Genomic DNA, 23,815 nt, shown 5'->3' with positions numbered 1-23,815 from the left:
TTGGGAATTGGGAATTGGGAATTGGGAATTGGGAATTGGGACACGGCACTGCCCATTGGTGTCAACTTAAGACTGAAAGCCTTGATAAATGTCGCTTTTACCTAAGTCTAGATCCCCCTAAATCCCCACCCCCCCCTAGCCCCCCCACCCCCCCCTGCCCCCCCCAAGGGGGGATGGGGGAAGGGGGACTTTGATCGGAATCTTGTCCCCCCCTTGGGAAGGGGGGCTAGGGGGGATCTGGATTTAATAGTCAAACAGCAATCTGTGACTAGGTTTGACGTTAAGTTGACACCAATGGGCACTGCCGTATCCTAATTTCGGCCACTAACAACAGTCAACAGTCAACTGTCAACCGTCAACAGTCAACTGTCAACTATCAACCGTCATCAAAACTCTTGAGATTTTGCTGCTGTTTTTGCCCGATCGAGCTTCAAAATTAACACACCCAAAGGCGGCAAACACAAGTCGATCGAATAAGCACTATTGTGGAACCACCACTCATCAGTCCACTTGCCCCCCAAATTGCCCATATTGCTGCCACCGTACTCCCGTGCGTCGCTGTTAAACAACTCCGTATAGAAACCCGCCTCCGGCACTCCGACGCGATAATGAGAGTGCGGCTGCGGCGTAAAATTGCAAACAGTCACCACAAACTCGTCACTATCCTTAGCTCGACGTATAAAAGCGACGACGCTGTGCCGATTATCGCTGCAATCAATCCAGTCAAACCCATCCTCAGCAAAATCTTGACTATAAAGTGCTGATTCGCTGCGGTACAGATTGTTCAAATCCTTAAAAAACAGCTTCAACTTTTGGTGAGGCTCAAATTGCAGCAAATTCCACTGCAAATCCCCCCAAACGTTCCACTCTTGCCACTGACCGAACTCCATCCCCATAAACATGGTTTTCTTGCCTGGGTGAGTAAACATAAAAGTAAACAAACACCGCACGTTTGCACACTTTTGCCATTCATCTCCAGGCATTTTCCCAATGATGTGAGCCTTTCCGTGGACTACCTCATCGTGGGATAGCGCCAGCATAAAATTCTCGCTGTGGTTGTACCACATACTGAAAGTTATGTTGTTCTGGTGAAACTGGCGGAACCAAGGGTCCATGTGGAAATAGTCGAGCATATCGTGCATCCAACCCATGTTCCACTTCAGATTGAAGCCCAAGCCACCTACATAGGTCGGCCAAGAGACCATCGGCCAAGAGGTAGATTCTTCGGCGATGGACAGTGAACCAGGGAAATAGCTGAAAATTACATGATTCACCTGCCGCAGAAAATCTGCCGCCTCAATATTTTCCCGGCCACCGTACTGATTAGTCAGCCATTCTCCCGGTTCCCGACAGTAATCCAAATACAGCATGGAAGCCACGGCATCTACCCGAATTCCGTCGATGTGGTATTTGTCGAACCAGAAAAGAGCGTTAGATACTAAGAAATTCCGCACCTCGTTGCGGCCGTAGTTAAATACCAGGGTTCCCCACTCTTTGTGTTCGCCTTTGCGCGGGTCCGCGTGTTCGTACAAGTGAGTTCCATCAAAGAAAGCCAAACCGTGTCCATCTTTGGGGAAATGTCCCGGTACCCAGTCCACCAGTACACCAATGCCCACAGCGTGACACTGGTCAACAAAATACATGAAATCTTCTGGTTTGCCGTAGCGGGATGTTGGGGCGAAATAGCCCGTCACTTGATAACCCCAAGAGCCGTCGAAAGGATGTTCTGCCACTGGTAGAACTTCGATGTGAGTGTATCCCAAATCTTTGACGTAAGGAATTAGTCTATCGGCTAATTCCCGATAAGTCAGAAACCGGGCCCCTGGTTTCAGTTCAGAAACTTGGACGAGCCTTTCTATGTCACCATTTGGCAACACTGAAGGTTCATCACTGGCGGCATGGAGCCAAGAACCGATGTGGCATTCGTAAACGGAAATCGGCTGTGTCAGGGGGTCTGTCTGCCTCCGTTTTTCGATCCAAGCGCTGTCGTTCCAAGTGTAGGTGTTTAAGTCTGTGACTATGGATGCTGTTTTTGGTCGTACTTCTTGCTGGAAACCGTAGGGGTCTGACTTTTCATAGGGATGTCCGTCTTGGTTTTTCACTTCATATTTGTAGTGAGTTCCCGCATCGAGTCCCGGAATAAATAATTCCCAGATGCCATTTTGGGACTTCCGCATTTGATGTTTGCGGCCGTCCCAATAGTTGAAATCGCCTAAAACTGAGACGTTGCGCGCATTGGGCGCCCAAACTGCAAAATATACTCCTGGGATGCCGTCTACTTGGGTGAGGTGCGCCCCTAGTTTTTCGTAGATCCGGTGGTGATTACCTTCGGAGAATAGATGCTGGTCGAATTCTGTGAGTTTGGGCGATCGAAAGGCGTAGGGATCGTAGATAAAACGTTCGTGTTCTCCTTCTTTGACTCGCAGTTGGTAGTTAGCTAGTTCGGGAATTTCGATCGCACATTCAAAAAAATGAGGGTGATGTACTGACTGCATCGGGTGTTCCGTTCTCGATGCTGGCAACACCACTGATACCGCATCCGCATTGGGCAGATAAACTCGGACGGCCCAGATTTTTTTGCCGTTTTCCTCGATCGCGTGGGGGCCGAGCACTTCAAAGGGATCGTGGTGCTGATTCCCCACAATCCGGTCAATCTGTTCAAATGGGACAGTCGCGGGCATAAAACTACTTACCTCAATCACTTAATTTAATTATTTTGAAAAGAAAAAGTTGGCTCGACGTGGTACTTTACATTTTTTTACATTTTTTCTTGCTCATCCTACCACTGAATCAGCCTGATTTTGCCCGATCGCATTCTGACCCCGGCTTTCGGTCAAGTGTTTTCACCTGCCGTTGAGCTTGGTTTTGCTATGGGCTAATTATCAAAATCTTAAAACAAATTGAAAGATTTGTATATTTCTCTAAATACTATTGACTTTTACTTTGTCTTGTGGTATGGCAACTACTGTATTAAAGTTTTTAGATCGATTTTAGATCAATCTTTAGGTCTAAATTCTTTCCTGTTCACACAGCCACTTATCGGCGTTAAGTACAAGCAATCATGAAAATAGCCACAGGCTAATATTATTTATTTTCACAATTTTTTTGATTGGATACTTGACAATGCACTCTGTTCAGAATTGTTTCTGCATCCATTGTCCCTTCGAGATCGGACAAAAACCAACACCCAACATCAGGCCCAGACCAGTGTGATAAAAAAATGTGAGAAGCGAACGATTTTTTAGCAGCAGGCTAGGCCCGTTGGGGCTGTACTCCGCGATCGCCGTGGTTAGGGCTTTTTAGGAGCAGGAGAAGCCGATTCTTTAGCAGCAGGAGACTTAGTAGCTGCGGGAGACTTTTCAGCCCCTGGAGACTTCTCAGCCCCTGGAGCGGTCTTTGGAGATTCCTTTGGTGCTGGAGCAGAAGCAGGAGGAGGACTGGCTTCACCAGCAGAGGAAGGAGTAGCGGTAGGGGCAGTTTCACCAGCGCAAGCGCCAAGAGTGGCGGCTAAGCCTAGTACCAAAGTCAGACGAATTAATCCCTTGTTCATAAAAAATCTCCTAGGTTGGAAACCCTGTCTGTTTAGAGCAGGGATGAAAACGAGTGAGCGGTTTTGAACCGTAAAATCAGAAATCTCATCGCTCCCGGCGAGATTCCGTGGCTTCTATCAGTAACACTCTGGTAGAGCAGCTACAGATAGGGAATGGTTTACTGGAGAACCAATGCTGGCACGAATCGAGCGACGATTCGCTCGTTGATTACAATACTGCATTTAGTCACATATTCCCACATCAAATCAAAGATTATTTTGTGGGCTGACAACAGACCCATTGAGGATATGTTGAACTTGGCTTCGAGGTATCGTGATGATTGACCTCTACAGGGTTTTATAGTCAGGAAGTATAGCTGGCCTTACTGCCGATCGGCTCAAGGATTTGTTTTACTTCCGGGTATCCTAAGATGGCAAAGTTTTTCTTTTTCCGGTAAAAGAAGCAGGAAAATAGACCAGTGATAGGATTGGTTAGTTGGTTTGTGAGGTATCCTTGGCAAGGATAACCGATCTAGCTCCAATTGCCACCATTGAATATCCGATCGCTCCAAAAGCCATCCTAACCTAAGTCAAGTATTGGTGAATTCTATGACTGCTGCTATCAGAACCACGGATTCTCGCCGCAAAGCGGCTCGCAAACCCGCCTCTGGGTCTGCCAACAGCAAAGTTACTTCCATTGCTCAACGCAGGCGGGTAAAAACAGGGCCAGTATTACCCAACTACTCCCCAGCAGAAACAGCTCAAACACAGCCTCGGCAGGAAGCATCTGTACTCAAAGTGCTGCCGCATCATCGCGTATATCCGGCGTGGCTCCAATCGCTCCTGGGAGTCCAACGGGCTTCTTCTGTGGCAGTTATACTGCTGTTGAGCGGAGCTTTAAGTGTCTACGGCTTGACAGTCTACGGCCAGCAACGCTGGAGTCAAGAGTATCAAAAGTTGGAAACTCTGCGCCTCCGAGAACAGCAGTTGAGTGCCGCCAGCGAAGTCTTGAAACACCAACTGGCTAAAGACGCGGAAAATCCAGCAACGGGTTTGGCCCCACAGAAGCCTGGGGAGACAATTTTCTTGCAGCCAACCCCAGTTGGTCGATCGCCCCAAGCGGCGACCCCACCAACTCCCGCCCCAGGAGCCCAGGGTTCAGATACTGTGGAAACTCCCCTAGGTTATTAATCAGGAATGGGGCATCGGGCATCGGTTATTGGTTAGGACGAACAACCAACAAATAACCAATAACCACTAACTAATGACTTATTGTTTATGAGCTACGATCCTCGTTTTGACCGCTACAGATCCCCCAACTCGAAAGGTTCAAAACAGCCGGACGATCGCACTCGATGGGCTAAACCAACGAAAAGTGCTATTTCTGGCAAGCCTGGTAGCCCGCCTCGGCCACCGATGAATCGCTTAAAACTGAGCAAGTTTCGCTTGTGGGCGGTGTGGGCCGTGTTGATGTTAGGAGGGCTAGGGCTAGCTGTGAATTTGTTTTATTTGCAGGTGACGCGAGGGCCAGCGCTGCAAAAACAAGCCCAGCAGCAACAGACTTTGAAAACTAAGCCCTTTGTACCCAGACGTCCGATTATTGACCGCAATGGGAATGTGTTGGCGATCGACCGACAGGTGTACACGCTCTACGCTCACCCGAAGTTATTCAAGCACACCAAGGCAGAAATCGCAGCCTCCTTGGCTCCCATGCTCCCCATCAAAGTTAGGGCGGGTAATACGGCGGAAACTGAATTGCTGCAAAAGTTTAATCTGGCCGAAAGTGGTATTACGATCGCCGATTCCTTGGCTCAAGAAGTTGCCGATCGAGTGGGGCGGATGCTGATTAAAAATAGTCCCGTTGATGGGTTGGAATTGGTGCGACAGCAGCAGCGTTTTTACCCGCAGCAGGAATTGGTAGCCGATGTCTTGGGTTATGTCGATGGAGAGCGGAAGGGGCAAGCAGGAGTAGAATACAGTCAGCAGAATTTGCTGGAACGATCGATGCCGTCAATTCAATTTAGTAAGTCGATCGATGGGCATTGGCTTCCCGATCGACTGACGGCAGGATTTGTCCAGTTGGATGACTTGAAATTGCAATTGACGATTGACAGCCGTTTGCAGCGGGTAGCCCGGATTGCTCTGAGGGAAAAAATGGAGAAACATGGGGCGAAGCGGGGCACAGTGATTGTGATGGATGCCCGTAATGGAGAGTTGCTATCGATGGTGGCCGAACCATCCTACGATCCCAATCAGTATTTTAATTTTGGTTTGGAACGTTATAAAAATTGGGCTGTCACTGATGTTTACGAACCAGGTTCGACTTTTAAAGCAATTAATGTGGCGATCGCCATGGAAGCTGGTGCTGTCAAACCTAACAGCGTGTTTAACGATGAAGGTCGAATTTACATGGGTATCTGGCCGATTCAAAATTCCGATTATCAGTCAGCAGGGGCGCGGGGTCCTTCGACGGTTACAGAGATTTTAAAACATTCTAGTAATGTGGGGATGGTACACATTATGAGAACTATGAAGTCTTCTCTTTACTATCAAGCTTTAGAAAAACTAGGACTAGGACAAAGTGCAGGTACTGATTTGCCTTTTGAAGTAACCAGTCAGCTCAAAAATCGAGAGCAATTTATCAATTCTCCGGTGGAAGTTGCTACCACTGCTTTTGGCCAAGGTTTTTCAATTACTCCGATTCAATTGGTGCAGCTTAATGGGGCTTTGGCGAATGGTGGAAAGTTGGTAACTCCCCACGTAGTGCGGGGACTTTTCGATCGCGAAGGTCAAGCTTATTGGAAGCTTCCGAGGGTTGTAGCGAAGCAGGTTTTTTCACCTAAAACCACTAAGCAAGTGTTAGAGATGATGGAAACTGTTGTGGATGGCGGTACGGGGAAGGCTGCACAGATTCCCGGCTATCGAATTGCAGGGAAAACGGGTACGGCTCAAAAGGCTAGTGGTGGTGGTTATTCTAACAAGGCGATTATTACTAGCTTTGTCGGAATTATGCCTGTGGAGGCTCCTCGGTATGTGGTTTTGGCAGTGATTGATGAGCCGAAGGGGGGTTCGGGAGGGACTGTAGCGGCACCGATTGTGGAGTCGGTGATGGAGGCGCTGATTAGTATTGAGAAGATTCCTCCTAGTAAGAAATAGGAGGCTACCATAGTTCAAGGGCTCTGATAGTTTTAATCCAGACAATCCCCGACAATCGGTAAAAATCTGAATATAGCACACTCATCAGACACGTCTGAGAGTATGGTGGTATCCCACAAAGCTTTGAGGAAAATCCCCAAAGCGCCATTAAAATCGCGGGGTATTTCATAACCGCAGTTGGGACATCTAAAAGTTTTAGAGCCACCTAACTTTCTATGAATATGACCGCATTTTGTACAAGTTTTGGAAGTCCCCAAGCGTTAATTTTGGTCTGGGTTTGGATCATGGTTGCCTGTTTCCTTTGCTAGATATTTGCTAGACATTTGCTAGATATTTGCTAGACATTTGCTAGACATCAACACCACGATGGAATTTACGTTCAACGGCCACGAATGCTTAACTACAATTCGCTCTGTATCAGCGGTTGACGAGTGTCGAGGTGCTTATGACTTGGCACTGGGGCGATGGATGTGGCGGTATCCCAACAATGCCAACGGTGTCCTAGACATCGGGGGTGGCACAGCAATTGCCAGATTGTTCGCCCCCGGTGGTGGAGTGTCAAGAGGGAATAGATTTTAACAAAGTTTCCACACTAGCATTGTGGTCGATAAAGGAGAACAAATGTTTAAATAGAAGTTTTCCATCTGCATCCAAAACAAACTGAGCAGGCAAAGGCGCTCCTAAAGCTTGACCGACTTGATAGGCGCGAAAAACTTGACAACTAGGATCGCTCAACAGTGGCATTTTTAAGCTTAAATCTCTAACCACTATCTGACTTTGCCGCTCGTCGGTACTTGTCACCATCAATAATTCTATATTGCGATCGGCAAATTTTTCCCAGTTTTCATTCAAGGCTTTAATATGAGGAAAACAGAAGGGGCAATATTGCTTTTCAGTAAAAATCCGAGTAAAAGCCAGAACCACAGGCCTATCGCCGCGATAATTAGATAGCCGTACTAATTTACCATTATTGAGATCCGGCAATTCAAAATCAGGGGTTCTGTGTCCCAGTTTCAGAGAATTAGTAGCAGGGACAGGCAATAAATTTTGGAAAAACCGCTGATTTAACAAGCCGCTAAAATCAGTAGAAGTCAGCATATTTCCTAATTGGGGAATTGGGAATTGGGGAATTGGGGAAGTGGGAAGTTGAGGGAAAGTTTCGAGCTTTGAATTAAAAACTCTTTAACTCAAAACTCAAAACTCAAAACTATCAATTTAGACAGCAGCAAAGAAGACTTTAGACTTAACTGGATCGGGAGTCATAGTCTTGTCACCGGGCTGCCAGCCAGCGGGACAAACTTCATCGGGGTGAGACTGGACGTGTTGAATAGCTTGGAGAGTGCGGAGAGTTTCATCCACGTTGCGACCGAAGGCAAGGTTGTTGATAGTGGAGTGTTGGATGATGCCTTCTTTATCGATGATAAACAGACCTCTGAGGGCAATGCCTGCTTCTGGGTCAAGCACGTTGTAGGCGGCACTAATTGTTTTTTTGATATCAGCCACTAAAGGATAGTTGAGGTCGCCAACCCCGCCGGATTTGCGGTCTGATTGTATCCAAGCTAGGTGAGAGAATTCGCTGTCAACGGATACGCCGAGGATTTCGGTATCGAGTTTATTGAAGTCTTCAAAGCGATCGCTAAATGCTGTAATCTCTGTTGGGCAGACAAAAGTGAAGTCCAAGGGGTAAAAGAACAGGACTACATATTTTTTGCCTTTATAGTCAGACAGTTTAACAGTCTTGAATTCCTGATCCACTACGGCTGTTGCTGCGAAGTCTGGGGCAGCCTGACCAACCCGGAGGCATTCACTCGTCATAGATTTTGTTTCCTTTTTTACGAACTGTTACAAATATATCATAGTCATAACGAGTACAGTTACCTTAAATCAAAATAAAAAACACGCTCTCAGTTTTGAGAGCGTGCTGATTGTCATCACATTATGGCTCAGGCGGGATTTGAACCTGCGACCTTGGGCTTATGAGTCCCCTGCGCTAACCACTGCGCCACTGAGCCAAAACCTGTTCACGATTTACTATCGTAGCACGGTAGGGCGTTTTAGGGATAGCTGCTTGACTACATTATTTGTAATGACCAACGAATAAAGTCATGAGTTTTGCTGATATATCAAAACCCATAACTTGAAACAAATGCTTAGCGAGAAGCGCTGGAATCATCCTTGGGCAGGAAAGCCATCGGATTGACAGCTCCCGATCCGGCGGGATGAATTTCAAAGTGCAAGTGAGGGCCGGTACTATTGCCTGTGCTCCCCATTTCGGAAATCTGTTCCCCTTGAGCAACTTTCTGACCTTTTTGCACCAAAATCCGGCTGTTGTGGGCATAGACAGTCTCAGTGCCGTCAGGATGGGTAATTTCCACCAGATAGCCGTAGCCACCGTCGTTCCATTGTGCATAGGTTACTACCCCGTCCGAGGCGGCGACAATGGGTGTGCCGATCGGTCCTGCAACGTCAATACCCTTGTGCATCCGTCCCCAACGCCAGCCGTAGCCGGAAGTGAAAACACCTTTAGCAGGCCAAATAAACCCATTGGCCGACTGTTTTGAACCGTTAGGCAGATAGGTATCAGCGCCAGAAAGGGGTGGCAATTCAGGAGAAACCATCTGTCCCAAAGAGGGATTGCTGAGGGGGTCGTAACCCTGGGAACCCAAGGGAGCAGTCGCCACCACGGGCCGTTCTAAATTAGAGTTCGGTGTCAGGTCGATCGGTTGCCATTGGGCGGCGCGGGCGGGGTCAAAACGCTCTTGCTGCTGCTTCTGAACCTCCTGGCTCCACACTCTCGACGGGGGTCTGCTGATTTCATTCTGCACCGTTCCAGCGTACTCTGGGGTGTAGAGATAGGGGTTGAGACGTTCGCTGTCCTCAGACAAGTTGCCGCCAGGGACTTGAGCCTCTGGGTCTTGCGTGGGAGCTAGGGCTACCGAATTGGGACCGATCGAATTTCGCTCTGCCCGATATTCCTCTCGTAGCCGGACGACTTCCGCCCTTAAGCGTTCAGCATAAGGATTCAGAGCCTCTGCCGATGGAGTAGTCGCTGCTGAGGAATCCGGTAGAACACTAGCTCCATCGGTGGCTAAACCCTGGGTGCTGACAACTGGTGTCCAGTTAGCAGGCTGGGCTGATGCAGCATTCAAGGTAGAGCTGGCAGTGGCTGGCATTGGTAGCGCACTGGTATCAACAGCACCGGTGAATTTTGGTTCGCCTTGAAGCTCCAACTTCCCAGGGTCGCTAATGGTTTGAGAAACTTGAGTTAGCGGGATGTTGTTAATTTGGGGAACCATCGGCGCTGAAATATTGTTCAGACCTTCCAAGTTCGCCAGGGGAGAGACCATCGGTACTGTGGGCGCAGATACTGTAACGCCAGCACCAGGAATTTCTGGGGTAGACGAGCTGGGGTTCAAAGATGCGGGAACCGAAGCTGCCGAAAAGACAGATGTAGAGTTAGATGCCTGAATAGAAACGGATGCTTGTACCGCTGGATTGTTTGACCCAGCTTTCGGAATTTTCAGCCGTTGATTGACATTGAGTAAATTGGGGTTGCCGAGCTTGTTGACGGCGATCAGGTCTTGTGCCGACACGCCCTGAGATGAGGCGATCGCGTCTAGGGTATCTCCCGGACGGACACGGTACAATACATCCGTCGGTGCCGATGTAGTGTTTGCTGGGGCAACTACCACAGCAGAGGGTAAACTGGGTGTTACCAGGGATTGTTCAATAGATGATGATTGAGCAAACCCGCTATTCGGGATACCCGTTGGCGTTGCAGAGGTGGAAGATGCCTGCGTCGGTGCAGGCGACTGCAAGGATACAGCCGATGATGTAGATGAACTCGTTCCTCCCTCAGACTCTAACTGGGTCTGACCCACTGCTGTTGTCCGGTTTTCCTGTTTTTTCAAACTCTCAATCGCCCCGTTGGGATTGGGCACGAAGCTGGAGTTTGGCTCCGGTGTGGGAGTTCCGAGGGGGATCGTTGCTGTTGATTGCTCCCCTGATTGCACCACCGGACTAGAAGCAGGCTCAGAGCCTGTTAAATCTAACTTTTGTTCGGGATTGACCTGGGAGGTTTCCTCGGCTGCTGCGTCTGGGGTGTTGCCGACATTCTGTTGTGGTGCGACGACATCCGCCGACGGAATTGTAAGTTTTTGCCCTACTTGGAGTAAGGTTTCGGATTTAATGCCGTTAGCAGTTGCTAGTGCATTTGGAGCAACTGCATAGTCCTGTGATAACTCCCACAGAGTTTGTCCTGGTTGCACCTTAACCGCTACCTGCTTATCAGGTTGAGCTGCTGATGCAACTGGGGAAGTATCACCTACAGAGGTAGGGATTTCGTTAGCCGACGCTGGCTGTACTTCCGCGGTGGGTTCTGGTGTCGGTGCGAGTTCGGACGCGCGAGCGCTGTCCCCGGTTCTCGGCAGCAAGATGCCGGAAGCACCCACCGATATTGCAAGTCCGAGCGTGGCTAGAGAGCGAACTCTGCCAGTGCTTAGCGTTGTCTGTTTGGACTGTTCTGTAGAACCGTCTCTGTCGATTTCACTAGCCTTAACAGGCTGATTTTTTTGGGGATATATTCGTTTCAAAAAAACGACCTCCTACTGAGAAGCGCTAACTGTCCTTGGAAACACGCAAGGGATTGCATGACACTGATTTATCAACAAACAAAAATATTTTGATTGTTGACAGCTATCATGCTTAGGCAAGATTACCTTGATTTTTTAATTTAGACAAGCTCGGAGAGCCAAAAAAATTAAATTTTCTGGTAAATTATGCGGCGATCGCACCCAAAACCCTTACACGGCAATAGCTAGAACAAATAGATAAAATATCTGTTCGCCACTGCGGGCTAGGAGTAAGATCTTTAACGATCGCACTCTATCCTAACTTCGCAAATAACTACAACCGTATATTTACTAGATGTAGCGCCACTATGGGTTCTAAGTTCCATCTCGAACGCTAGAACGCTCAAAAACTCTGTTTTGCTTGCTCAATCATCTTTGAAACATTTTGGTATTGATGATAACAATCTCTTTTTGGTTCAATATGATCTATTAATCTTGGCTGTTTAGATTCTCACAGCTTTGATACAAATTTCTTATATTTTGATGTAGATTTCCTAGAGGTATAAAGCTATTAAATATCTATATGTGTATGTATAGATGATTCTTTATCCCAGTTCGCCCAACTGTCGCTTTGCCTCAAATAAACCTACAGCGGCGCTGACAGAAAGATTTAAACTCCGCACTCCCGGCTGGCTCATGGGAATAAAAACTGTGGCATCGCAGGCATCTAAGACAAATTGAGGAATGCCGACTGTTTCCGAGCCAAACATCAGCCAGTCGCTGGCAAGAAACTGGAATTGCGTGTAACTGTATCGCCCGCCTGTGCTGAATCCGATCGAGCGTCCTCCCCGTTGCTGCTGACAAGCCAGAAAAGCTTCTAAATTCTCGTGAATGTGGAGGTTGACATGGGGCCAGTAATCTAAACCAGCCCGTTTCAGGTAGCGATCGCTAATTTCAAATCCCAGTGGCCCGACCAAATGCAATTCAGTGCCTGTGGCTGCGCAAGTGCGGGCGATATTCCCAGTATTGGGGGGGATTTGGGGGTGAATCAAGACAAGTTGGGGCATGAAGCTATAGAAGAAGGAAGAAGCAAGAACGAAGAAGTCACCCCCCCTCCGCCGTTGGGGGGCAGGGGGGAAATTCAGGAAAAAGCAAGAAGGGAGATGTCTAATGGTTTGGGCCATTAAGAGCGTCTTCACCGTCTTGGTAGTTGCAGAAAAATCTACCCAAAGGTAGAGACAACCATAGCTTTTATTTATAACCTGTGTCTGACGCGATTGATTAAATATTCTGATTTGTCGGGAAATTGTCTTTTCAAGCAACTAACTGGGCGCACAAGTTATCTTCGAGTTCCCATTCCTGTTGAACCATACCATTAATCCCTTGCCGAATAATACTGCGGGTGTCCAAACCACTCTCATGGAGTTTTAACCACTGCTGGGCGGTGTTGCCTTCTCGCAGAATCTTTTTGAGCGGTGAGAGAAAGCAGCTAAAGCCACTTTTTTTGGCAATTGGCCAGACTTGCTGGTAAATTTCCTCTATCCAATCCCGTGCCAGAATAGTTCTGCCATCTTGCCAGTGTCGCAGTTCTGCATCCAAACTGTGACGAGATGCAGCAATTTCGTTGGCATCGGTGAGAGCAACTAAGTCTTGGTTGCGGGTAGCGGCGGGGAAGGTGGACAGTTCTAAGGGGTCTAAGCTGGGGTCTTCCATCATCTGCCCAATCCGAGCTTCTAGCAAGGCTGTAATGGCTAACAGGGCAAGAGGATTGACTTCAAGGTCACAAATTCTCAGTTCTAGGCGGTTGAGACAGTAGGGGCGACGATCGCCATTGGGGCGCACGGCAGACCACAGGTGGCGGACGTTTTGCATGGTACCGAGTTGTAGCTGTTCCTCAGTCCACTGGATGTAATGCTTGTGACTTTCAAACAGGGGGACGATGGCGGGAGTTTTGGGAAACAAACCCCAGCGGGTGGAATGATAGCCGGTGACTTCGCCATCGAGGAAAGGGGAGGAAGCACTCAAGGCCAGGTAGAGGGGTGCTTCCACGCGGGCGAGGCGAATTGCCCGCATCAGCATTTCTGGTTGAGCGATGCCGATGTTGATGTGAATGCTGGCGGTGACGACTTTGGTGCCGTAGGTTTGCTCGATGTAGGTGTGGTAGGGGTTGTTGGGGTCCGATCTGTAAAATCGATCGCTCCCTCCCAGAGAGAGGGTACTTCCCGGCAGTAAGGTATAGTCGCCCAATTGTTTTAAATATTGCCGCAGCCGGACTCGCGGCTTGACTAGGGCACACAGCAGGCGATCGTAGCTGCATAGTGGGGCCGTCGTGTATTCTACATTGCGACTATCGGGTTCTCGTACAAATCCCTCTAAATCAGCGACTATGCGATCGGAGAGACCGACAACATCACCTTCTGGCGTGCCGGTATACATTTCTACTTCAAAACCTTTTGATACCAGCACGTTGATTCCTCAGCTAAGTTGAGTGCTGCTGTTTATTATCCCAAAAATTGGCCATTTCAGACTATCCTCCACAAGGCATAGTTGCCCATTTTTATCTCTTCCCAGGAAATCTAGGTGCTATGGATTTGCACTAAGAAATTTGAGAATGGGTAATGGGTAATGGGTAATGGGGCATGGGTAATGGGTAATAGGTAATATAAAATCCTCTCTTCATAGTCCTGTATTAAACTCTCTCTTCTCTTCCTTCGCGTCCTTAGCGCCTTCGCGGTTATATCAATTCCGATACAACCAGAATTGATATAATGGGTAATGGGTAATGGGTAACTTGTACTGAGTCCTTCGGCTTCGCGAGCGGGTCGAAGCATGGGGCATAGGCTATAGGGCATTATTAATTACCCATTACCTATTACCCATTACCTATTACCAATTACCAATTATCAATTCTCGCTCGTACCTCATAGGACAGCTCGAAAGCCTATATTTGCTTGATTATCAATAAATAAATTGCAATTCCGTTGGAAATCTTGCTTCTTCCGGCTCTGGATTGTAGATATAATCGTAGTCAAAGTGCAAAGCTTGAGCGTGCCGACTGATAGAAAATCCACAGTTAGTTACCATTTCTGTGGTAAAAGTTGCGGTTACTAATTCAATTAGTTTTTTGTAGGAAATATTCGGCTGTTGAACGTAATAGACGCGCCTAGCAAAAAATATTTTTTCATCTTTTGGGACAATGATACCGTTGATTTTGTGTGCGTGTTGAATCGGCTTGATGTAGGTTTCGATAAACTGGTACTGATTTTTTTGTAGTCTCGCCAATCGTTCGTGTTGCAACCAGCTCATTTGAAATACTATTTTCATGAATTCAAAACCCAAAATGTAGTTGAAAACATTATTGCGTTCTTCTGTACTCAAAACGAAACGAAGTGCCGATTCTAAATACTGGTCGTTTTGCCCGCGTACTTGTTGAGCGGAGTGGATGTAAAATTGTTTGATGTAAGTTCTTAAATCTGATTCGTTTAATTCTTTTTTAACTCGGAACCTGATCAGATACTGTTTGACTCGATGTAGGGTATCTACATCTTCAAACATTTTTGAAACTAAGCCATCTGCCGTGTAGTCATCTAAAAATTCGGCTTGCAAGTCGGGAGTGGATGCGCACAAGATATAACAGAGGGACAATAGATAGCGGCGCTTGTTCCAAGGGAGGCTTTGGGCCCAATCTTTGACTTCTAGAGGAATTTGCCCTAGGATATCTGGGTGTCGGCGTTGAGAAAGGTCGGCATATTTATTTTGTGCTTGAATCATTGCCTATAACCTTGATTATGAAGATGATTAAGTGGAGGAGATAATGTATCGCAGAGAAATTTACGGGACAGGAATTATGGAGAGATGCACTTAATTTGTTATTTTATTATTTTTTTTATATTATATATACTGTTTTAGTTCCCATGGGTGATACAGATCACATTAATTTGGGTTTGAAATCACAAAAATTAGGTGTGCCGATCGCCTCTTGAGAATCGAGGTGTCACAAAAAAGACTTATCCTCGTCACCTGAGAATCTACGGATTGAGTGGATGATGAAGTAGAGTTATTATTAGTCATAATTACTGAGGTTTGTGATAACTATACCCTAAGTATTTTTTCTCAAAATCATTGCCAAGATTTAGCTATTGCCCCCTCGACTTGCGGATGCAGTGGGATAGTAGTTAGATTGAATAGATTTCCGATCGCGATTCCTAGCTAAGTAGTTGTACCAAGTTATACTGTTAATGTGTTCTGTTGAGTGAAATATCCAACGATAGGGCGATCGCAGCGGAAGATGTCAAACAATTTTGGATGTTAGATGTCAGAGGTGGGATTTTCTTTAACGAAATAGCTTGATTGTCAGGGCTTAGTGGTGCTTGAAGGGTTTGACACCTCGATCGCCTATAGATGCCAATTATTTAGGGTGCGCCTGGAGTGGCTAGTTGTTCGATAGCTAATTTCAGCCTTCGTCGTTCATAATCTATTAGTAGATGCTTGGAGATAATAACGGGAATTCAGAGAAAAAAGTAGCTAAAAATCAAGCTAAAATTGTTGCCTCTCCTCAACCAGGATAAAAATATTTAAACCGCTAGTTTCGAGCAGGGAAGTGAATATGTTTAATGCCACAGAATTACTGATTAAAGCTTTCATAAATCGGCTGATTGAAGGATACCGCTACACTTACGGTGGCTTCAAGTCAGACTATGGAGAGATTATTGGCTGGGTAGCTGATATGGCCTTGCAAAATATTGCCAATAGCGATGCTCTTTACCACAATGTAGAACATACTATTTTAGTGACCTTGGTGGGACAGGAAATTATGCGTGGCAAACACATTCGTGAAGGGGGTGTTTCTTGTGAAGATTGGCTGCATTTCCACATAGCTTTGCTATGTCACGATATTGGGTATGTGAAGGGAGTTTGCCGTCTCGATCAAACTGATTTGAGGATGTATGCGACGGGGGTAGGCGATGGGAAAATAAAACTGCCTCCGGGGGCGACGGATGCTAGTTTGACTCCCTATCATGTCGATCGCGGTAAAATGTTTGTTTCTGAGCGTTTTGGCGGTCATAAACTGATTAATGCGGAGCGGGTTAAGCGTAATATTGAGCTAACTCGTTTCCCAGTGCCGGTGGAGGAAGATTATCAAGATACGGTCAATTATCCGGGTTTAGTTCGTGCGGCTGATTTAATTGGTCAGTTGAGCGATCCGCGATATTTGCAAAAGATTACTGCGTTGTTTTACGAGTTTGAGGAAACGGGTCAGAATCAGGTTTTGGGGTATAGGAATCCGGGGGATTTACGGGATGGGTATCCTAAGTTTTATTGGAATGTGGTTCATCGGTATGTAAAAGATGCGATCGGCTATTTGGAACTGACGCAGCAGGGGAAACAAGTTGTGGCTAATTTAAGCGCGAATGTGTTTCGGGTGGAGCATTCTCAGGTGATATCTGAGGATGTGGCTGTAGCTCGTTGAATCCTTGTCGGCCACGAGGAACGAAGCAATCTCATATCATGTCTGGTCAATTTACATAATTCCTGTAGGGGCGGGTTCACCAACCATAATTGCCTATAATCTACAATATAATAAACCCGCCCCGGCCACGATATTATGGTTAATCTGATTCCTTGTAATTGCGAGGAACCTTAGCGAAGCGATCCGAAGGAAAGCAATCCCAATAAAATGTGTAATATCAAATCCGGTAACATCGGAATTATTCATCTCTCTTATCTCCCTCTGTGTTCTCTGCGTTCTAGTAAGGTTAAATCATTCCGATGCAGCCGGAAACGATATAATTTTCGATCGAATTCAGCAATCCTGTTGATATTGCAGCGCTAAATCTTCGATGAGTTCGACCATTGCACGAACCATAGGCATTTTAGTGAGAATTTCGATCCAATACCACTGTCCGTTGGGATTGAGTTCGATAAAATAGAGCGTATCATCATCGTCGCGAATGATATCGAATGCACCAAAATTTAAACCAAATTCGTCAAGCATTTGATGAAGTTTGTTGAGGTAATCCATTGGTAGCTTGTCGGGAACATGAACAAGTTTATCCGGTTCGGTGACGCGCCAATCTAAGGTTACATCTGCATCCTTGGTATGTTTGGCATCAATGCGGCAGACAAAATCATGCTTGCCAATTAATGTAACACGATATTCAGCTTTTTTTTGAATGCGTTTTTGAATAAAAACTGGTGCTAATCGAATGCTTTCTTGAAATTCTAAGAGTGTTTCTACATCAATGGGGCGAGTGTAGCAAGCGTACTGCTTGTCATCATGTAAGAATCCAGAGTAGCGCATCGGTTTGACAATGCACTTTCCCTGTTGTGTCACAAAGTTGCAAGCCGCATCGTAGGAATTGGTGACGAGTGTTGGAGGGATAGTAATTCCCACTTTTTGAGCAATGGGGATTTGGTTGATGCGATGGGATGGCAATCTAATTTTGTAGTAGTTATTCACCCATCTAGCTTTGGGATAGAGTCCAGAAAGAGAATACATTAAAGATTCTGTTTCTTCTTGACAATACTTGATAGCCCAAGCATCATCAACTTCTGGAAACACTTGATAATCTTGTGGTTTGCGCCACCAAATCACGCCAATATCTTGAGCTTCTTTCAAGGAGTCTTCAAAGGACAAAAAACTTTGACTGGGATTGCCCGAAGCTTGCCACGAGTAAGCATATTTGCTTTTCTTAATAAAACTTTCTGAATTCAATCGAATTGCTCGAATATTTGATTTTTGCAATTCGTTGATAACGACATCTGCATGAATGTCTGTCTCGCAAGTCACGATTAAAAGGTCGGTCATAACTAAATAAATTTAAATAATGTTGACAATGAAAGACCTGTAATGCAAAAATTAATACAAGTCTTTCAAAAAACGAAAGGGCGATAAAAATAATCGGTTAAGCAGACAAAAATCTAGTCGTCCTCTTGCTGGTCGTCATCACTAGGTTCAAACCACTTAAAAGTGGAGCCACTAACAGTAGACCAGGAGCCGCTCATGGAGGTGATATTAGAAGTTTGCGTGCTGGGATCGTAGCTAGCTTGCTCTTCGGAAATGCCGTACTTGGGCGAGATGCTGAGGTGCATCATCAAAGGATTTGCTTTTTTGTCGAGAGCGAGTTGGGTAGTCGTCATAACTTAATTTTTATTGAGTGATGGTTTGACACTGACCACAATACAACTTGCACATTAATTTGTATAGTCGAAAAAAGTCGAAAAAAGTCGGATAATGTAGAAAATTTTAAGACCGATTCAACCGTTTTTGTATTTAAGGCGAAAATAGTCGGATATTGACGGTTATAATTGTATGGTTGCGAGGTTGTGAGGAAACCTGATGAACGTTCAAGAAGCACTGGCTTTTGCAGATGAAGTGGTCTTTGCGAAAACTGGTAAGCATTTAGATGATATGCAACTTGGGGTGATTGAGGGCGTTCTGAAGCGGCAAAAGTATGGCGATATTGCCCAAGGACTGAACTGTACTGAGGGTTATGCTAAAGATATCGGCTACGAGCTATGGCAGTTGTTCTCTGATGCTTTCGGAGAAGAGGTTAATAAGTTAAATTTGCGATCGGTATTATTACGGAAAGGGATTGTTAATATTCACAAGTTCACTATCTTTGGTAATGGCAATGTTGGTAGCGGTAGTGTAATCGGATCTCTGAATGTCTGCACATCACAGGAAGAGTCGCCTGAGTTTTTACGGGGAAAGCAGCGGGCGAAAATTGAGGCTATCCAACGTTTGCAAGCAGTAGGTTTGAGCGATGAGCAGATAGCACAATGCTTGGATATGACGCTGGAAGAGATTCGACAAGTCGATTTGACAGAATAGACATCTGGCATAATTATTGTGGAACAGGCAGGATGCCTGTTCTTGAAAGCCTTTTGAGGAGATATCTAATAGAAGATAGAGCAAATGCTAATGGCTGATGGACTTCATTATCGATCGGCTCAAGGTTGGATAGAGCATGAAATATCTAGTTTTGGTAACTCGCCCCATCCATTTTCCCAATGAGTTAAAATAATATAGCAATCCTTGCAGGAGTCGTAAAGTTTTTTACCCCACCCCAACCCTCCCCTTATTAAGGTCCGGGAGTAAGAAATTCACAACCCCAACCCTCCCCTTATTAAGGTCCGGGAGTAAGAAATTCACAAATGATTTAGGATTGCTATAGGTAAACTACTTTAACATAGATTGACCATGAGATTCATTAACCCCAAAACCGATTTTGCATTCAAAAAAATATTCGGCTCCAATCAAAGCAAACCAATTTTAATCAGCTTTCTCAATGCCATGATCTATGATGGCAACCCCACCATCGCCGACTTAGAAATTATTGACCCGTATTTAGCATCGCGAGTACAGTATCTCAAAGACTCTTACCTGGATGTCAAAGCCAGACTTGCAGATGGCGCAACTGTAATTATCGAGATGCAAGTTTTAAATGTAGAATCTTTTGCGAAACGGGTGGTTTACAATACTGCGAAAACTTACTCGACACAACTGATGCGCGGTGAAGGTTACTTTAAGTTAAAACCTGTAATTGCTTTGACAATTACTGATTTTGAAATGTTTGACAATGACCGAGAAGTAATTTCTCACTTTTTGTTCAAGGAGAAAGAACGTTTATTTGAGTATCCAGACCCAGGGATGGAAATGATATTTATTGAATTGCCGAAATTCAACAAACAATTGGATGAGTTGGAAACTTTGACTGATAAGTGGGTTTATTTTATGAAAAATGCCCCCAGTTTGGAAGTAGTGCCGTCCACAATGGAAAATGTCTCCGAAATACAACAAGCTTTTGCGATTGCTAATGAAACTAATTTGAATGCTGAAGAGTTGAAAGATTTAGAAGATCGCGAGAGGTATATTATGGATCAGCAGGGAATCTTGCGAAAGGGAATTGAAGAAGGACTCGCACAAGGGCGAGAAGAAGGCAGAGAAGAAGGAATCGCGCTAGGAATGCGAGAAAAAGCTCTGGAAATTGCTAGGCAACTTCTGAATGTTCTGGACAATCAAACTATTAGTCAAACTACTGGTTTGAGTGTTGAAGATATTCAAAATTTGCGGTAGGAATGACAGGAGGAAAGTGAGGGGAAAAAGTCCGATCGCCCTGACGATTGTATTCAGTCAAAAATAGAATGCGCGAAGCCCTGCCCCCATAGGTGTTTGGTGAGACTGGAGCAGCCACGGGGGGCAGCCCCTACAAAAGAATGAAACAGCCCTGCCCCGTCCACTCAAGGGCTGATTATTTCTGATATCGTCTGGGGGTGTAAACCCAAACATCTCCATATTTGCGGGGAATAATCCGAGTCTGACTGGAACCAATAATTACCAAAGTTCTCATATCCGCGTCTTCGGGCTGGAATTCACCTAGTGTACAAACGCGCACGGATTGTCCTATTCTGCCGAGGTTTCTACCTAGTATTACGGGGGTTTGAGCCGATCGACTTTGCAACAAAATTTCGATCGCCTTAGACAATTGCCAAATCCGCTGTTTCGAGATGGGATTGTAGAATGCAATGACTAAATCAGCAGCCGCAGCCGCAGCAATTCGCTGTTCAATCACCTCCCAAGGCTTGAGAATATCCGAAAGCGAGATCGCGCAAAAATCGTGTCCCAGAGGTGCTCCGATGGCAGCCGCGGCGGCCTGCATGGCAGAAATGCCCGGTGCGACACGGATATCGATACCATCCCATTCTGGTTTGCTATCGAGGTCGATCGCCTCAAACACCGCCGCCGCCATGGCAAAAATCCCCGGATCTCCCGACGAAACCACGGCGACAGACTTTCCCGATGCTGCTAAATCTAGGGCAAAACGGGCGCGATCGATCTCTTGGCGGTTGTCAGAATCGTGTCGTTGCTGGCCAGGACGCAGGGTTCCTGCCAAATCAAGATAGAACTTGTAACCTACCCAATCCGTAGCTTCCCGCAGAATTTCCTTAACTTCCGGGGACATCCAGGGCGCGCCGCCTGGCCCAGTACCGACGATCGCCAGTTGGCCGCGACTAATGCCGATCGCCTCAGCATCAAGGGGTTGGGCTGCCAGGGCGATGGCGCAACTGAGTTGGTTGAGGCGATCGTACCCGACTAACTGACTGTTTGCACCGGCTGCTGTCAGGGCAATTTGTGCCGCCGTCACATCAAAATTTGCGTTATATTCTATTAATTTAACCGAGTCAAATTCTGTCAGTTCTGATAGATTGAAGAAACGGACGGGGGCTTTAAAATAATCTGAAATCGCTGTCAGCGCCGGACTGCCCATGTCATTTTTTATGGCAAAAATGCCCGCAATTGAAGCTAGGGATAAACCAGATTTTGCCAAAACTTGCTGGATAAGTAAAATCGCTATTTCTGGCTGAATATTGGATATTTGCGTGAGGGCGACTGTCACTGTTTTGGGATGGTAAACCAAACAATCTGGTGTTGGTTTTATGGCTTTTTCGGTGATGTGAATAGTCAATTTTGCGTCGGGGGCGATCGGCAAATTACTCTCCAAGAGCCAGTTGGCTGTGCCTTCAATGCGTACTTTCGCCCCGGCGAGCAAATTTGAAATAAAAGTTTTGGCATCCTCTGGATTGGCCAAATTATAGCCCTGGGGAGGACTGAGTAGGGCGGTGCGAAACCGGATATCTCCGGTAGTGGTGATGGCTGGCTGCACGCCGAGGGCTTGAGAAATTTCTCTGGCCAAGTCATTCACCCCGTGCAAACCGCCCAACAATGGTACAACGGCGCTGCCATCTTCGGCTACGGCTAAGACAGGGGGTTCGGCGCGTTTGTCTGACAGCAGTGGGGCGAGGGTGCGAATCAGAATTCCGGCGGCGCAGATGCCGATAATTGGGGTTTCGGTTGTAAATAATTCCCGCAAGGTTTCGCCGAAGTTGGTAATGTTGATATCGGCATCGGTTGTGCGATCGCTCAAACCGTAAATCAGTGAACCGGGGAAAAGTGTGGCGATTTTGCGGGCGATCGGCTGGCTGTTTTGACCTAAAATTACAATGGCGGGAGAAACTCGATTCACTGTTGTCTGTATGGCTATGTTTGCATTTGTTTCTTTATTTTAATCGCTTTTTAGTCAAATAATATTTATTTAATCAACCGCGAAGATGCAAAGGGCGTGAAGGAAGATTTAGCATAAAATAGAATTTTTGGTAGTGTTTTATGACTAATTACTTTGATTAAAATTCAGTATAAATGACAGATTCCCAGGCTCTTCCTGGGAATCTGTTAATGACTAAAGTCCTTACTACCAACAAATTATATCGTTTCCGGCTACATCGGAATGATTTAACCGCAGAGAACACAGAGGACACAGAGTCCGAGAATAGACATCTCCCATAATTATTGTGGAACAGGCATCCCTTCGACCCTTCGACCCTTCGACTACGCTCAGGGCGACGCTACGCTCAGGACGGCGCCTGCCTGTTCTTGACAAGCTTTTTGGGAGATGTCTAATAGAGATCTGAATTATTCAGATGCTACCGGATTTGATATTAAATATTAAATGCCCCGATCGCTCTCTGGTTTTTCGGCGGGAACCGATGGTTTGTTTGTAGTTGAATGAAAAGAGCGATCGACCAAATCGCCAAAGGGAATAAACTGCTGGGAAGATAATTGCTCTGGGTTTCTGGTTCTCAAAACTGTTACCTGTCCACCGCCATCTTGGGCGAAATTAATTAATCTGCTTAAAACTTCACTGGGATTTTTAGCATTTTTGCTATCCAAGGTGAACAAGATATTTTGAGAATTGCAACGCCCTCTTCCATTCACATAACAAACCACAGGGAGGTTATTAATCGTACCTGTTGTTAACTGTAAGTTAGTCAAGCGGCCGCCGTTGTCCGCAACTGCTTTGGTCAATCTGTTGGAAACAATCTGACAACGCTGCCAAGGTGTAAATTCTGGTCCGAATTCCCTAGATTTCCACAGAATTATGGGATCTGTCGTCACATTTCCCCGTCGCGCAATAGTCACAAAATTCCTACCGGAAGTAACGCACTGAAATGTTGTTGTAGTGTCATTTAAAGTATTGGTGATCAGCCGAGTTTTTCCTTGACCTGCAAATGCAGCAGTACCGGTCAAAACTAAAGCGGATGCTAATAAAGGTGCGACAAATTTTAATTTCATGATAACTCCTGGATCTGAGGCAGGTAGATTTATGTAGGAAGTCATATTTGTAGGTACACTGCTGTTGAGTGTTCCTACATATTTTAGATTCTGCTAGTTGGTAGTTGCATCCGGATATATTTTAGTGGATTTAGGGCCACACCGATCGCCCTTAAATCCTCGACTCCTCACAGCCCAAGCACAAATCCCCGACTTCTGGGAAAGGAGAAGTCGGGGATTATAGTCTCGGAGGCTTAAATTCGCTTTCTTAAGCTAATTTTGTGCTTGTTCCTGTGCCTGCATAAGTCCTGTACTTAAATACCTCGATTGCTTGGTTGGGCTTTCACAGGCGCTGGGGCTGTATTCAAAGCTCGATCGACTAAATCTTGCAAAGAAACGTACTGCTGTTCCGGTTCATCAGTAGGACGAGTTCTGGAAACTACGGCT

At 46.1% G+C, this 23,815-nt stretch carries 18 protein-coding genes, 1 tRNA gene and 1 pseudogene; 6 read left to right on the top strand and 14 right to left on the bottom strand.

What is annotated here, in order from left to right; genetic code table 11:
- Nucleotides 1-386: 386 nt before the first annotated feature.
- Both glgB and AAFP11_RS24165 read right to left on the bottom strand, forming a co-directional pair.
- A complete protein-coding gene (gene glgB, locus AAFP11_RS24170; RefSeq protein ID WP_341739324.1) occupies nucleotides 387-2,681 on the bottom strand; it encodes a 1,4-alpha-glucan branching enzyme in 2,295 nt (764 codons plus the stop codon).
- A gap of 608 nt (nucleotides 2,682-3,289) precedes the next feature.
- The gene (locus AAFP11_RS24165; protein WP_341739323.1) at nucleotides 3,290-3,550 is read right to left on the bottom strand and encodes a serine protease; all 261 of its coding nucleotides are present in this window, start codon (nucleotides 3,548-3,550) and stop codon (nucleotides 3,290-3,292) included.
- 588 nt (nucleotides 3,551-4,138) lie between these two features.
- Between AAFP11_RS24165 and AAFP11_RS24160 the strand changes: the two genes are divergently transcribed.
- Both AAFP11_RS24160 and AAFP11_RS24155 read left to right on the top strand, forming a co-directional pair.
- Nucleotides 4,139-4,720, top strand: coding sequence for a hypothetical protein (locus AAFP11_RS24160; protein WP_341739322.1), 582 nt, complete (start codon nucleotides 4,139-4,141; stop codon nucleotides 4,718-4,720).
- A gap of 87 nt (nucleotides 4,721-4,807) precedes the next feature.
- A complete protein-coding gene (locus AAFP11_RS24155) occupies nucleotides 4,808-6,685 on the top strand; it encodes a penicillin-binding protein 2 (RefSeq protein WP_341739321.1) in 1,878 nt (625 codons plus the stop codon).
- Nucleotides 6,686-6,717: 32 nt separating this feature from the next.
- Here AAFP11_RS24155 and AAFP11_RS24150 read toward each other — a convergent pair.
- A pseudogene (locus tag AAFP11_RS24150) lies at nucleotides 6,718-6,936 on the bottom strand (zinc ribbon domain-containing protein); the annotation flags it as partial.
- A gap of 115 nt (nucleotides 6,937-7,051) precedes the next feature.
- Here AAFP11_RS24150 and AAFP11_RS24145 point away from each other — a divergent pair.
- Nucleotides 7,052-7,264 carry a hypothetical protein gene (locus AAFP11_RS24145; RefSeq protein WP_341739320.1) on the top strand — a complete coding sequence of 71 codons (213 nt, stop codon included), beginning with the start codon at nucleotides 7,052-7,054 and terminating at the stop codon, nucleotides 7,262-7,264.
- Here the strand turns inward: AAFP11_RS24145 and AAFP11_RS24140 are convergent.
- The 7 genes from AAFP11_RS24140 to AAFP11_RS24110 form a co-directional block, all read right to left on the bottom strand.
- Nucleotides 7,244-7,783 carry a redoxin domain-containing protein gene (locus AAFP11_RS24140; RefSeq protein ID WP_341739319.1) on the bottom strand — a complete coding sequence of 180 codons (540 nt, stop codon included), beginning with the start codon at nucleotides 7,781-7,783 and terminating at the stop codon, nucleotides 7,244-7,246. The two genes, AAFP11_RS24145 and AAFP11_RS24140, sit on opposite strands and share 21 nt — an antisense overlap.
- 117 nt (nucleotides 7,784-7,900) lie before the next feature.
- On the bottom strand, nucleotides 7,901-8,500 hold the full coding sequence (locus tag AAFP11_RS24135) for a peroxiredoxin (RefSeq protein ID WP_341739318.1): 600 nt from the start codon (nucleotides 8,498-8,500) through the stop codon (nucleotides 7,901-7,903).
- 124 nt (nucleotides 8,501-8,624) lie between these two features.
- A tRNA-Met gene (locus AAFP11_RS24130) sits at nucleotides 8,625-8,697 on the bottom strand.
- Nucleotides 8,698-8,835: 138 nt separating this feature from the next.
- Nucleotides 8,836-11,277, bottom strand: a complete 2,442-nt coding sequence (locus AAFP11_RS24125) for a peptidoglycan DD-metalloendopeptidase family protein (RefSeq protein ID WP_341739317.1) — start codon at nucleotides 11,275-11,277, stop codon at nucleotides 8,836-8,838.
- A gap of 584 nt (nucleotides 11,278-11,861) precedes the next feature.
- Nucleotides 11,862-12,323, bottom strand: a complete 462-nt coding sequence (locus AAFP11_RS24120) for a tRNA (cytidine(34)-2'-O)-methyltransferase (RefSeq protein WP_341739316.1) — start codon at nucleotides 12,321-12,323, stop codon at nucleotides 11,862-11,864.
- A 247-nt stretch (nucleotides 12,324-12,570) separates the two neighbouring features.
- The gene (gshA, locus tag AAFP11_RS24115) at nucleotides 12,571-13,722 is read right to left on the bottom strand and encodes a glutamate--cysteine ligase (protein WP_341739315.1); all 1,152 of its coding nucleotides are present in this window, start codon (nucleotides 13,720-13,722) and stop codon (nucleotides 12,571-12,573) included.
- Nucleotides 13,723-14,214: 492 nt separating this feature from the next.
- Nucleotides 14,215-15,027: a cobyrinic acid a,c-diamide synthase gene (locus AAFP11_RS24110; RefSeq protein WP_341739314.1), complete on the bottom strand. Its 813-nt coding sequence runs from the start codon at nucleotides 15,025-15,027 to the stop codon at nucleotides 14,215-14,217.
- A gap of 835 nt (nucleotides 15,028-15,862) precedes the next feature.
- Between AAFP11_RS24110 and AAFP11_RS24105 the strand changes: the two genes are divergently transcribed.
- Nucleotides 15,863-16,726, top strand: a complete 864-nt coding sequence (locus AAFP11_RS24105) for an Npun_R2479 family HD domain-containing metalloprotein (RefSeq protein WP_341739313.1) — start codon at nucleotides 15,863-15,865, stop codon at nucleotides 16,724-16,726.
- A 333-nt stretch (nucleotides 16,727-17,059) separates the two neighbouring features.
- On the opposite strand, the gene AAFP11_RS24100 is transcribed toward AAFP11_RS24105, so the two are convergent.
- The gene (locus AAFP11_RS24100; RefSeq protein WP_341739312.1) at nucleotides 17,060-18,064 is read right to left on the bottom strand and encodes an MvdC/MvdD family ATP grasp protein; all 1,005 of its coding nucleotides are present in this window, start codon (nucleotides 18,062-18,064) and stop codon (nucleotides 17,060-17,062) included.
- A gap of 113 nt (nucleotides 18,065-18,177) precedes the next feature.
- Complete coding sequence (locus AAFP11_RS24095; RefSeq protein ID WP_341739311.1) at nucleotides 18,178-18,396, bottom strand: hypothetical protein; 219 nt, start codon at nucleotides 18,394-18,396, stop codon at nucleotides 18,178-18,180.
- Between the two features lie 199 nt (nucleotides 18,397-18,595).
- Between AAFP11_RS24095 and AAFP11_RS24090 the strand changes: the two genes are divergently transcribed.
- Nucleotides 18,596-19,090, top strand: a complete 495-nt coding sequence (locus tag AAFP11_RS24090; protein WP_341739310.1) for a hypothetical protein — start codon at nucleotides 18,596-18,598, stop codon at nucleotides 19,088-19,090.
- A 369-nt stretch (nucleotides 19,091-19,459) separates the two neighbouring features.
- The gene (locus AAFP11_RS24085; protein WP_341739309.1) at nucleotides 19,460-20,335 is read left to right on the top strand and encodes an Rpn family recombination-promoting nuclease/putative transposase; all 876 of its coding nucleotides are present in this window, start codon (nucleotides 19,460-19,462) and stop codon (nucleotides 20,333-20,335) included.
- 175 nt (nucleotides 20,336-20,510) lie between these two features.
- On the opposite strand, the gene cobJ is transcribed toward AAFP11_RS24085, so the two are convergent.
- Complete coding sequence (gene cobJ, locus AAFP11_RS24080; RefSeq protein WP_341739308.1) at nucleotides 20,511-22,283, bottom strand: precorrin-3B C(17)-methyltransferase; 1,773 nt, start codon at nucleotides 22,281-22,283, stop codon at nucleotides 20,511-20,513.
- Nucleotides 22,284-22,762: 479 nt separating this feature from the next.
- Nucleotides 22,763-23,389, bottom strand: a complete 627-nt coding sequence (locus AAFP11_RS24075) for a COP23 domain-containing protein (RefSeq protein ID WP_341739307.1) — start codon at nucleotides 23,387-23,389, stop codon at nucleotides 22,763-22,765.
- Between the last annotated feature and the right edge of the window lie 426 nt (nucleotides 23,390-23,815).

The sequence above is a fragment of the Microcoleus sp. CAWBG640 genome, assembly GCF_020883015.1.
Lineage (GTDB): Bacteria > Cyanobacteriota > Cyanobacteriia > Cyanobacteriales > Microcoleaceae > Microcoleus > Microcoleus anatoxicus.
This window is presented reverse-complemented; position numbering and strand designations above follow the sequence as displayed.

Excerpts from the sequence above, each read along its gene's own strand:
- AAFP11_RS24085 (WP_341739309.1), top strand. The coding sequence starts at position 19,460 with ATGAGATTCATTAACCCCAAAACCGATTTTGCATTCAAAAAAATATTC.
- AAFP11_RS24140 (WP_341739319.1), bottom strand. The coding sequence starts at position 7,783 with ATGCTGACTTCTACTGATTTTAGCGGCTTGTTAAATCAGCGGTTTTTC.
- AAFP11_RS24145 (WP_341739320.1), top strand. The coding sequence starts at position 7,052 with ATGGAATTTACGTTCAACGGCCACGAATGCTTAACTACAATTCGCTCT.
- glgB (WP_341739324.1), bottom strand. The coding sequence starts at position 2,681 with ATGCCCGCGACTGTCCCATTTGAACAGATTGACCGGATTGTGGGGAAT.
- AAFP11_RS24100 (WP_341739312.1), bottom strand. The coding sequence starts at position 18,064 with ATGACCGACCTTTTAATCGTGACTTGCGAGACAGACATTCATGCAGAT.
- AAFP11_RS24165 (WP_341739323.1), bottom strand. The coding sequence starts at position 3,550 with ATGAACAAGGGATTAATTCGTCTGACTTTGGTACTAGGCTTAGCCGCC.
- AAFP11_RS24095 (WP_341739311.1), bottom strand. The coding sequence starts at position 18,396 with ATGACGACTACCCAACTCGCTCTCGACAAAAAAGCAAATCCTTTGATG.
- AAFP11_RS24075 (WP_341739307.1), bottom strand. The coding sequence starts at position 23,389 with ATGAAATTAAAATTTGTCGCACCTTTATTAGCATCCGCTTTAGTTTTG.
- AAFP11_RS24110 (WP_341739314.1), bottom strand. The coding sequence starts at position 15,027 with ATGATTCAAGCACAAAATAAATATGCCGACCTTTCTCAACGCCGACAC.
- AAFP11_RS24120 (WP_341739316.1), bottom strand. The coding sequence starts at position 12,323 with ATGCCCCAACTTGTCTTGATTCACCCCCAAATCCCCCCCAATACTGGG.
- AAFP11_RS24090 (WP_341739310.1), top strand. The coding sequence starts at position 18,596 with ATGAACGTTCAAGAAGCACTGGCTTTTGCAGATGAAGTGGTCTTTGCG.
- AAFP11_RS24135 (WP_341739318.1), bottom strand. The coding sequence starts at position 8,500 with ATGACGAGTGAATGCCTCCGGGTTGGTCAGGCTGCCCCAGACTTCGCA.
- AAFP11_RS24105 (WP_341739313.1), top strand. The coding sequence starts at position 15,863 with ATGTTTAATGCCACAGAATTACTGATTAAAGCTTTCATAAATCGGCTG.
- AAFP11_RS24160 (WP_341739322.1), top strand. The coding sequence starts at position 4,139 with ATGACTGCTGCTATCAGAACCACGGATTCTCGCCGCAAAGCGGCTCGC.
- AAFP11_RS24155 (WP_341739321.1), top strand. The coding sequence starts at position 4,808 with ATGAGCTACGATCCTCGTTTTGACCGCTACAGATCCCCCAACTCGAAA.